Source organism: Streptomyces aurantiacus (assembly GCF_001418335.1).
GTDB lineage: Bacteria > Actinomycetota > Actinomycetes > Streptomycetales > Streptomycetaceae > Streptomyces > Streptomyces aurantiacus.
Genome location: NZ_LIPP01000150.1, coordinates 1 through 9,668, shown reverse-complemented (window position 1 = coordinate 9,668; position 9,668 = coordinate 1). Strand labels below are relative to the sequence as shown.

Annotated in this window: 8 protein-coding genes; 3 read left to right on the top strand and 5 right to left on the bottom strand. The window is 71.8% G+C overall.

Annotated elements, in window-relative coordinates; all coding sequences use genetic code 11:
* Positions 1–149: 149 nt before the first annotated feature.
* Entirely contained in the window at positions 150–908 is a 759-nt protein-coding gene (locus AOK01_RS21040; RefSeq protein WP_055513984.1) for an LOG family protein, read from the bottom strand.
* Between the two features lie 76 nt (positions 909–984).
* Positions 985–2,067, bottom strand: coding sequence for a succinyl-diaminopimelate desuccinylase (gene dapE, locus AOK01_RS21035; protein WP_055513982.1), 1,083 nt, complete (start codon positions 2,065–2,067; stop codon positions 985–987).
* A 421-nt stretch (positions 2,068–2,488) separates the two neighbouring features.
* Here dapE and AOK01_RS21030 point away from each other — a divergent pair, with 421 nt between their 5' ends.
* On the top strand, positions 2,489–2,926 hold the full coding sequence (locus AOK01_RS21030) for a hypothetical protein (RefSeq protein WP_055513980.1): 438 nt from the start codon (positions 2,489–2,491) through the stop codon (positions 2,924–2,926).
* Between the two features lie 191 nt (positions 2,927–3,117).
* Here the strand turns inward: AOK01_RS21030 and AOK01_RS21025 are convergent, their stop codons facing one another.
* Both AOK01_RS21025 and fdxA read right to left on the bottom strand, forming a co-directional pair.
* The gene (locus AOK01_RS21025; RefSeq protein ID WP_055513978.1) at positions 3,118–4,218 is read right to left on the bottom strand and encodes a bifunctional succinyldiaminopimelate transaminase/glutamate-prephenate aminotransferase; all 1,101 of its coding nucleotides are present in this window, start codon (positions 4,216–4,218) and stop codon (positions 3,118–3,120) included.
* 171 nt (positions 4,219–4,389) lie between these two features.
* Complete coding sequence (fdxA, locus tag AOK01_RS21020) at positions 4,390–4,710, bottom strand: ferredoxin (protein ID WP_019058397.1); 321 nt, start codon at positions 4,708–4,710, stop codon at positions 4,390–4,392.
* 141 nt (positions 4,711–4,851) lie between these two features.
* Between fdxA and AOK01_RS21015 the strand changes: the two genes are divergently transcribed.
* Positions 4,852–6,039, top strand: coding sequence for a GNAT family N-acetyltransferase (locus AOK01_RS21015; protein WP_107099869.1), 1,188 nt, complete (start codon positions 4,852–4,854; stop codon positions 6,037–6,039).
* 17 nt (positions 6,040–6,056) lie between these two features.
* Positions 6,057–6,908, top strand: a complete 852-nt coding sequence (locus AOK01_RS21010; protein WP_055513976.1) for a transglutaminase family protein — start codon at positions 6,057–6,059, stop codon at positions 6,906–6,908.
* 108 nt (positions 6,909–7,016) lie between these two features.
* On the opposite strand, the gene AOK01_RS43620 is transcribed toward AOK01_RS21010, so the two are convergent.
* Complete coding sequence (locus AOK01_RS43620) at positions 7,017–9,452, bottom strand: hypothetical protein (RefSeq protein ID WP_055513974.1); 2,436 nt, start codon at positions 9,450–9,452, stop codon at positions 7,017–7,019.
* Between the last annotated feature and the right edge of the window lie 216 nt (positions 9,453–9,668).

Below are 9,668 nucleotides of genomic sequence, written 5' to 3'. Positions count from 1 at the left end.
CCGCCGCCCCTACCCTTCCCGTCGCTTCTGGGGGCTGCGCCCCCAGACCCCCCTATCGGCCTGAACGGCCTCGTCCTCAAACGCCGGACGGGCTGGTATTTCAGCCCCTCCGGCGTTTGAGGGGGCGGCGGGGGCGATGAAAAGGCCCGCTACCTCCCCGCCTCCTTCGACACCAGCGCCACCGCCTCGTCCACGTCGTCCGTGAGGTGGAACAGGAGCAGGTCCTTCTCCGCGGCCTTGCCCTGGGCGATCAGGGTGTTCTTGAGCCAGTCGACCAGGCCACCCCAGTACTCCGTACCGAAGAGCACGATCGGGAAGCGGGTCACCTTCTGGGTCTGCACGAGGGTGAGGGCCTCGAAGAGTTCGTCGAGGGTGCCGAGACCGCCGGGCAGGACCACGAACCCCTGCGCGTACTTGACGAACATCATCTTGCGGACGAAGAAGTAACGGAAGTTGAGCCCGATGTCGACATAGGGGTTGAGCCCCTGCTCGAAGGGCAGCTCGATGCCGAGCCCGACGGAGACGCCCTTCGCCTCGCAGGCACCCTTGTTGGCCGCCTCCATCGCCCCGGGACCTCCACCGGTGATCACGGCGAAGCCCGCCTCGACGAGGCCACGGCCGAGCGCGACCCCCGCCTCGTACTCGGGAGAGCCCGCCTTTGTGCGCGCCGAGCCGAACACGCTGATGGCGGCCGGGAGTTCGGCCAGTGTGCCGAAGCCCTCGATGAACTCCGACTGGATGCGCAGCACCCGCCAGGGATCGGTGTGCACCCAGTCCGAAGGGCCGCCGGCGTCCAGCAACCGCTGGTCCGTCGTACTCCCCTGCACCTGCCCCCGCCTGCGCAGCACGGGGCCCAGCTGCTGCTCCTCCGGTGGCTGCTTGCTGCCCTCGGGATTGCCGGTAGCCATGTCCGCTCCCTCCGCTTGGCGATCGTTCCACCTCAGCGTAGATCTACGCGGGTTACGGAGGGGGGACGTGGGCGGGTCAGGCCGTCGTCAGCCAGGCCCTCAGTCGTTCTTCGGACGCCAGGATCTTCCCGGTTTCCACCCGTTCGTCCTTCTTGTGCGCCAAGTGCGGGTTGCCGGGGCCGTAGTTGACCGCCGGGACACCGAGCGCGCTGAAGCGGGAGACGTCCGTCCAGCCGTACTTGGGCTGGGGGGTGCCGCCGACGGCCTCGATGAAGGCGGCCGCTGCCGGATGGGACAGGCCGGGCAGCGCGGCGCCGCTGTGGTCGTCGACGACGAACTCGTCGACACCGCAGTCGGCGAAGACCTCACGGACATGGGCGAGGGCCTCCTCCTCAGTGCGGTCGGGCGCGTAACGGAAGTTGACGGTCACCACGCACTCGTCGGGGATGACGTTGCCCGCCACCCCGCCGGAGATCCCGACGGCGTTCAGGCCCTCGCGGTACTCAAGGCCGTCGATGACCGGGTAGCGCGGCTCGTACGAGGCGAGGCGCGCGAGGATCGGGGAGGCGGCGTGGATGGCGTTCGAGCCCATCCAACTGCGCGCGGAGTGGGCCCGCTCACCCTTCGTCGTCAGGAGCACCCGCAGGGTCCCCTGGCAGCCGCCCTCGACCTGCCCGTCGGACGGCTCAAGCAGGACCGCGAAGTCGCCCTCCAGCCAGTCGGGGCGGGCCTCGGCCACATGCTTGAGGCCGTTCAGGTCCGCGGCGACCTCTTCGTTGTCGTAGAAGATGAAGGTGAGGTCGCGGTTGGGGGCCGGCACCGTGGCCGCGATCCGCAGCTGCACCGCGACGCCCGACTTCATGTCGCAGGTGCCGCAGCCCCAGAGCACGCCGTCCTCGTCGAGGCGCGACGGCACGTTGCCCGCGATGGGGACCGTGTCGATGTGTCCGGCCAGGACCACCCGCTCGGCCCGGCCCAGGTTCGTACGCGCGACGACGTTGTTGCCGTACCGGTCGACCGTGAGGTGCGGCAGGGCGCGCAGGGCGGTCTCGACGGCGTCCGCGAGGGGCTTCTCGGTGCCGCTCTCCGAGGGGAAGTCGACGAGCTGCGCGGTGAGCCGGGCGGCGTCCAGCGTGAGATCAAGTGGGGTGTCGGCCATGCCGTCGACCCTAACCCGCCCGGCACATACTCCTGCCGAGCAGCAGTACGAGCCATCACCCGTTGGGGGCACTCCCGGCGTGCCGTGTCGACCGTTCGCGCCGGTTTCCCACAGGCCTCTCCCGCGTCCGCCCCATGGACGGCAAATCCCTTGGGAACAAAGGGCCGTAGGGATTCATCACACTTTCCAAGCCCGCCCTCTTTGTCCAATTTTCTCCGCAGCCGATAATGCGACGCATTACCAACTCTTTACGTCGGACCACCGCAACCTTCGCGGACTTCGAGCGGTAATCACTGCGTCCGAGCCCGGAACGATCAACAGCCGGTCGATCACCGGTCGATCACCGGCCGTCCGACAGCCAGTCGGTCAACTGCCGGGCGCGGTGGCACATTTCATCGTTCTCTTCCGTCAAAGGAGCACCATGTCCCTCCCCCTGACCCGTCGGATCGCCCGTGCCGCGCTGCTCATCGCAGCGGGAGCGGCGCCCGTGGTCGGTGCGGCCGGCTCCGCGAGCGCGGCCGAACTGCCGGCCACCCCCGACCTCGGCGGCCTGACCGCGCTGGACAACGCGGGCACCACCGTCGACGGAGTCGCGCAGACCGCCACCGGCAAGGCCGGCGACACGGGCAGCAAGGCCGTGAAGAAGGCCGTGCCCGTCGCGGGCAAGGCGGGCGGCCAGGCCGTCAAGACCGCGACGCCGGCCGCTCAGAAGACCGCCGGCGACGTTGCCGGGACCACGGGTGACGTGCTCGGTGACACCGCGGGGTCGGCCGCCGGTGGTGGGCTGCCGACCGACGCGGTCGCGAAGGGCGGGCTGCCCACCGAGGGGCTGCCGCTGCAGGGGCTGCCGCTCGGCTAGCCTGCGGGTTGGCTTGCCGCCGGGCTTGTACGGGGAAGGGGTCCAGGGAGAGTTCCCTGGACCCCTTCGTCGGTGCCTGGCCCATGCCCGTGCCCGGAGCGTGCGCCGGAGGGCGTGTGCCGGTTCGTTGTGGCTGGGCGCGCAGTTCCCCGCGCCCCTGAACGGCGCCCCTTCGGGGGCGCCGTCAGGCGTTATCGGGGGGCCAGGCGGTGTGTTGCTGCCTGTACCCGTTCGTCCGTGACTGTCAGTGCCACGCGTACGAACGTGTTGCCCGCGGGGCCGTAGAAGTCGCCCGGGGTCACCAGGATGCCGAGGTCGGCCAGGTGGGCCACCGTGTCCCAGCAGGGTTCGTCGCGGGTCGCCCAGAGGTAGAGGCCCGCCTCGCTGTGCTCGATACGGAAGCCCTGCCCCAGGAGGGCGTCCCGGAGGGCCTGCCGACGGGCCGCGTACCGCTCGCGCTGCTCATGGACGTGGGTGTCGTCCGAGAGGGCGGCGACCGCGGCGGCCTGTGTGGGCGCGGACGGCATCATGCCGCCGTGCTTGCGGATCTGGAGGAGGTCGCCCAGGACCGCGGAGTCACCGGCCAGGAACGCCGCCCGGTAGCCCGCGAGGTTCGACCGCTTCGACAGCGAGTGGACCGCGACGATCCCCTCGTACGAGCCGCCGCACACCTCGGGGTGCAGGACCGAGACCGGGTCGGCCTCCCAGCCCAGCTCCAGGTAGCACTCGTCGGCGAAGACGAGGATGCCGTGCTCGCGTGCCCAGGCGACGATCCGGGTGAGCTCCTGCTGGGAGAGCACACGGCCCGTGGGGTTCGACGGGGAGTTGAGCCACAGCAGCTTCAGGCCGGCGGGGTCCAGCTCCAGCGGGTCGTCGTAGGCGACGTGGTCCGCGCGCGCCAGCCGGGCACCGACCTCGTACGTCGGGTACGCCAGACGCGGATAGGCCACCTTGTCGCCCGGTCCGAGCCCCAGCTGGACCGGCAGCCAGGCCACCAGTTCCTTGGAACCGACCACCGGCAGGACGTTGCGGTGGGTGAAGTCCCGTGCGCCCAGCCGTCGCTCGCACCAGGCGACCAGTGCGTCCCGCAGTTCCGGGGTGCCCCACACCGTGGGATAGCCGGGCGAGTCGGCGGCCGCGACCAGGGCTTTCTGGATCAGCTGGGGCACCGGGTCGACCGGGGTGCCAACGGAGAGGTCGACGATGCCGCCCGGGTGAGCGGCGGCCGTCGCCTTGAAGGGCTCCAGCTTGTCCCAGGGAAAGACGGGAAGCCGGTCGGAGACTGCGGACACGGGTTCTGGCTCACTTTCTCGCACGGACGGCACATCCGTACGCGTACGTACGTGTGGGCGCGTACGGCAAACACGGCGGTCCCGCACGGCGGCGGGCCGTGCGGGACCTAGGCTGCGCTCCCCCTGCCACCGCGCGGGGCGGGGGCGGGGCCGTGAGCGCGCACGGACCGCTTACTGGTTCTGCGGCGGCAGCGCTGCGACGAAGGGGTGGTCGCGCTCGATGAGTCCCAGCTTGCTGGCACCGCCGGGCGAGCCGAGCTCGTCGAAGAACTCGACGTTCGCCTTGTAGTAGTCCTTCCACTCCTCGGGAGTGTCGTCCTCGTAGAAGATCGCCTCGACCGGGCAGACCGGCTCACAGGCACCACAGTCGACGCATTCGTCCGGGTGGATGTACAAGGACCGGGAGCCCTCGTAGATGCAGTCGACCGGGCACTCCTCGATGCACGCCTTGTCCTTGACGTCGACACAAGGCTGCGCGATGACGTAGGTCACGCTGTCGTTCCTCCTCGATAGGGCGCTGGCGAGCCGTCTTCAGGCCCCGCCACCTGGCGCGCGGGAGCGCGGCGTCGTCGATGCCCGCACCTAGTATCTCCGTTCTTGGGCATGATCCGAACAGGAGGGGTGGACTGAGCTGTGGATTTCTCCGCACACTTCCGGCTCGACGTCCGCGTCACCCCCGCTGACGTGGGGAAACGCGTCTCAGTACGACGGTTGCGCGAAGGGGCCCCTGAGGGTGAGAAGTTCACCGACACGGTTGGCGTTCTCACATCATGGGACGACGGTGTGCTGCTGATCACACGCCGCTCCGGTGAGAGCGTCCGTATTCCGGAATCGGCGCTGGTGGCGGGCAAGATCGTCCCGCCTGCGCCGGCCCGGCGCAGGGGCCCCGCGGCCTCGTACGAGGAGCTCGCGCGGGTCGCCGCGCGGGCCTGGCAGCCGGTGGAGCGCGAGCGGCTCGGGGAGTGGGAGCTGCGGGCCGCGTCCGGCTTCACGCGCCGCGCCAACTCGGTACTTCCTCTCGGCGATCCGGGCGTGCCCCTGGACGAGGCCCTGTCACTCGTACGGCAGTGGTACGCGGCCCGGGGGCTGCCCGCGTACGCGCAGACCGCGACGGGCGCCGAGGGTACGCAGGAACCGCTCTGCGCCGAGTTGGAGGCGCGGGGGTGGGTGCGCGAGGTGACCGCTGAGCTGTGGATCGGCGCGCTGGCACCGGTGGCCGATCTCCCGGAGCCGGTCCCGGACTCGGACCCCGCGCCGGGCTCCGTCCCGGGCTCCGAGCGGACGGTCGCGCTGTCGCGCCAGGCCGACGAGGGATGGCTGGGCCGCTACCAGCGCAAGGGGGTGAGCGAGGTGGCGCTGAAGGTGCTGGGCAGCGGGCCCTCGGTGTGGTTCGCGACCGTGCCCGGCGCCGAGCCGGGCGTGCCGGCGGCGATCGGCCGTTGCGTGGTCGACGGCCGCTGGGCCGGGTTCGCCGCGGTGGAGGTGGATCCCGCGCTGCGCCGACAGGGCCTCGCCACCACCGTGATGACGGCGCTCGCCCGGCAGGCCCTGGCCGAGGGCGCCTCGGCCGGCTGGCTCCAGGTGGAGACCGAGAACGCGGGAGCACGGGCGCTGTACACCCGGATGGGCTTCGCCACGCATCACACGTACCACCACTACCGCGAACCCACGCCGCCCGCGGGCCCCGTAAGGGGCGCGGGGAACTGCGCGACAAGCCCCCACCGGGCCGCACCCGACCCCACCGCAGCCGCCCCCGACGCAGCCAACCTCGACGCGGTCGCACCCCGAAGCAGCGCAGCGCCCCGGTATCGATCGGCGTGAAAGGGCACGAGGAAGCTATGCGTCCTCTTCAACCTCCCGGGCCGGAGCGGAGCGCCGAGTGGCGGCGGCGGTTCGCCGACGAGGCGCGGTCCGAGCGCCCCGACCTGTCGGTCCTGTGCCTGCTGGTGGGTGCCCAGGCGGACGGGAAACTGACCGAGGCCGGGATGGACGCGGCCCAGATCGAGCTGGACCGGCTGGCCGGGGAGCTGCCGTTCCGGCCCGGCGGACCGCGTTCCTGGGCCACGGCGCTCGCCGAGCACCTCGGCGACGGCCTCGGGTTCCGCGGTACGCCCGGCGACTACCAGCGTCTGGAGTCCTCGCTGCTGCACGAGGTGCTGCGGCGCCGCCGCGGACTGCCCATCCTGCTCTCGGTGGTGTGGATGGAGGTGGCGAGGCGGGCCGGGGCACCCGTCTGCGGGGTCGCCCTGCCCGGTCACTTCGTCGTCGGCTTCGGCCCGCCCGAACAACAGGTCCTGGTCGACCCCTTCGACGGCGGCCGGGTGCTGACCGGCACCGACGCCGAACTGCTGGTGGCAGGCTCCACCGGCTCGCCGCTCGATCCGTCGATGCTCTCGCCCGCCGATCCGCTCGACGTCGTCCTGCGCGTCCTCAACAACGTCCGCGCCTGGGCCGCCGCCCGTCCCGAACGCTCCGAGGTCGCCCTCTGGGCGGTCGACCTCTCGCTCCTGCTCCCCTCGCACCCGGCCCGCCTGCGCTACGAGCGTGCCCAACTCCTCGTCCAGCGGGGTGACTTCCTCACCGGCGCCACCGAACTCGACGCGTACGCGGAGATCGTGGCCGCCGTCGACGGACCGGCGGCCGACCGGGTACGGAGCCAGGCGCACGCGGCTCGCGCGATGCTCAACTGACCGCTGCCGCAGGTCCAGATGCGAGTGGGCACCCGGTGATCACCGGGTGCCCACTCGTTTCCGTGCCGTTGGCGTACCGCTTTTGTCCAGGCGTCGACCGGACAGGACCTAGCTGGGGTCGGTCTCTATCTCGCCGACGCGGTCCGCCGCCGTCTTGCCGACGAGGGCCTGGCGCAGTGCGCCGACCACGTCCTGGGGGGTCACGGCGGTCTTCTTGCCGTTGCCCCGGGTGATCAGGACGCCGTCGAACGCGCCGCCGTACAGCTCCTTCAGCGCGGGCAGGTCGTAGTAGTCGACCAGCTTGCCCTCCGGGGTGGCCTTGACGCCGAGGAACTTCCACAGGGAGTTCTCCGGGCTGAACTGGACCACCGCCGTGCCCGCCTTGACGGTCACGAGGCCGGACATCGCCGGCTGCGCGAACGCCTTCATCATGCGGTCGACCTCGGCCTTGGTGACCTTCGGCTCCTTCTCCGTGGTGGGTACCTTGACGGCGGCCGACCTCCCGGTCTCCACCTGCGTGCGGTACGCGTCCTCGACGGCCTGCGTCGACCGGCCGACGTCGATGCCCTTGCCCGCTTTGCCGTAGACGGCGACGGCCTTGCCCGACTGGAACTTGATCGTGCCCTCGGTCGCCGAGCCGGAGCCGCCCGCGGCGCCCTCAAGGGCGGCAGCCAGCTTCTCTTCGTCGACGGGCATCACAGGGGCGACGACACGCTCGTTGCCGATCAGCGAGCCGATCACCGAGACGGGGTTGTAGTCGCTGGACGCGGCGGCCCGCACGGTGGACTGGCTGTCGAGCTGGAGCCCGGCCTGGTCCGGCTTGAGCGCGACGGTGTCGCCGTCGACCGAGAGCTGGAGCGGCTTGGCCGCCCGCGCCTTGAAGGCGTCGTCGAGCTTCTGGACGGCCTCGTCACGGGTGCCGCCGCCGATGTCCACACCGAGCACGTTGGTGCCCTTGGGCACGTCGGAGTGGTTCATGAGCAGTCCGGCGCCGTACGCGATGCCACCCAGGGTCACCACGCCGGTGACCAGGAGCACCAGCTTGTTGCGGCCCTTTTTCTTCTTGGGCCGCGAGGCGGCGGGCGCGGGCGGTGAGACGGGGTCCGGCAGCTTCGGGGGCTGGTGCGGCAGCGGTCCTTCGGTGTGCGCGCCCGGTCCGAACGGTGAGTTCGGGGCGGGGGGCACGACGGGGATGCCGCTGGTGAGGGTGTGTCCGGAGACGTTCTCGCCGGCGCCGCCGTAGCCCGGCGCACCCTGTTCGGGCGGGGGTGCGGGCACCTGCGGGGTGAGGATCGCGGTGTCGTCGCTCATCCCGCCACCGGGGTGGCCGGCGCCCGCGGGGGCACCGGGGAAGGCGGAGCCGCTCTGGGCACCCTTGCCGCCGGGGAAGCCGGAGGCGTCCTGGACACGGGGTCCGCCGCCGCCCGGCACACCAGGGCCACCGGGGCCGCTGGGGGCCGCGTGACTGCCGGTGCCGGTACCGCCGGGGCCGGCAGGGCCACTGTGGGTGCCTTGGCCACCAGGAGCCCTGTGGCTGCCCGTACCTCCGGGCCCACCAGGCAAGTTTTGACCGCCCGGACCACCCGGACCACCCGGACCGCCGGGTGCCGCCGGAGACGTATGCCCCGTGGCGGGCCCACTGGTCGGACCCGAAGGACCGCCCTGGCCGCCTCCCTGACCGCCGCCCTGGCCACTCTGGCCGCCGTCGGAGAAGTACGGGAGCCCGTCGCGACGCGGCTCGGCGGTGCCGTCACCCGCCGCGGGGGCCTTCGGCGGATACGGGGACTCGCCGGGCCCGGAGCCCAACGGCCCCGCGGCCAGCGCCCGGGACACGTCGAAGGAGCCTGTACCGCCGCCATGACCGGGCGCCACAGGCCCGGTACCGCCCGCGCCGGGCAACCCCGCGCCATTGGTACCGCCGGGCCGGGCCGCACCACCGGCGCCGGGGCCCTTCGGGGCACCGGTACGGCCGGGCAGCGCCGGAGGCGTGCTGATGGGAGCGGTGGGGGCGGTGGGAGCAACTCCCGCGCCGGAGCCCGTTCCCGGGCCCTGGGCGCCCGAACCGGCGGCCATTCCGGCGCCGTTGGCGTGGCCACCGGCCGGAGCGCCCTTCGGCGCACCGGACTTGCGCGGAGCGAACCAGTCGCTCTTCTTCTCATCCGCGCCACCACCGACGACGGGCATGGCCTGAGTCCCCGTGTCGGAGTCCACGGCTCCTCCCGGTCCGGCACCCGGCCCGGCACCGGGTCCGGCGTCCGGAGCGGCGGGCCGCGGCACACTAGTGGCGTCGGAGGACTCTCCGTTCGCGACGGGCGTGCGCACGACGACCGGCGGAATCGGCCGGGACCCGGGGATGTTGATGCGGATCCGCGTCGTCAACGTGGTCTCGGTCTTGGGCTGTTCCGGCCGGTCACCGGCGGTACGCCCCGTGTCGGTGTCGGCGTCGGAAGCCATCGGCGTTCCGTACGGCGGAGTCCCCGACGGGTATGCGGTTCCCCCGCGCCCGTTGGGCCCGGAGGACGAACTGTCAGTTTCACGACTCAAGGCAGGTTCTCCTGGTTGGCTCCACCGCCCGTTTACTCGACCTCGATTCGGGCGGCTCGGCGGCGCGCACCACCATACTGGCCACTTGTCTCCCGCATCTTGCGGCCATCGGGGAAACCCACACCCAACTTGCACCTGCGCACGGTGGCGAAGTGGTACGTCACTTGCCAAGTCGGGCGGTGGAGCCGTCTGGTTGCCACCCTTGGCCAAGGGTGG

Coding starts and splice junctions, on each gene's coding strand:
- AOK01_RS21040 (WP_055513984.1), bottom strand. CDS start 908: ATGGCTACCGGCAATCCCGAGGGCAGCAAGCAGCCACCGGAGGAGCAG.
- dapE (WP_055513982.1), bottom strand. CDS start 2,067: ATGGCCGACACCCCACTTGATCTCACGCTGGACGCCGCCCGGCTCACC.
- AOK01_RS21030 (WP_055513980.1), top strand. CDS start 2,489: ATGTCCCTCCCCCTGACCCGTCGGATCGCCCGTGCCGCGCTGCTCATC.
- AOK01_RS21010 (WP_055513976.1), top strand. CDS start 6,057: ATGCGTCCTCTTCAACCTCCCGGGCCGGAGCGGAGCGCCGAGTGGCGG.